We start from the raw sequence: 248 nt of genomic DNA, 5'->3' as shown, positions 1-248 counted from the left end.
GAGATGATCCCTGCGGTGTTACCAACACGCGTACCGAACTTATTAATCAATGGTTCATCAGGTATTGCGGTCGGTATGGCCACTAACATTCCACCTCACAACTTAACAGAAGTAGTGAAAGGCTGTTTGGCGTTAATCGAAGATCCAAGTTTATCGATTGAACAGTTAATGGAATACATTCCAGGTCCAGATTTTCCAACGGCAGCTTCAATAAACGGTCGCAAAGGCATTATCGATGCTTATCACAC

1 protein-coding gene is annotated in these 248 nt (G+C 43.5%); it reads left to right on the top strand.

Annotated elements, in window-relative coordinates; translation table 11 throughout:
• The coding region (locus AAEY79_RS15970) for a DNA gyrase subunit A (protein WP_352289659.1) at positions 1-248 on the top strand (248 nt) is incomplete at both ends.

The organism is Psychrobacter sp. GW64-MNA-CIBAN-0177, assembly GCF_040309585.1.
GTDB classification, from domain to species: domain Bacteria; phylum Pseudomonadota; class Gammaproteobacteria; order Pseudomonadales; family Moraxellaceae; genus Psychrobacter; species Psychrobacter okhotskensis.
This window is presented reverse-complemented; position numbering and strand designations above follow the sequence as displayed.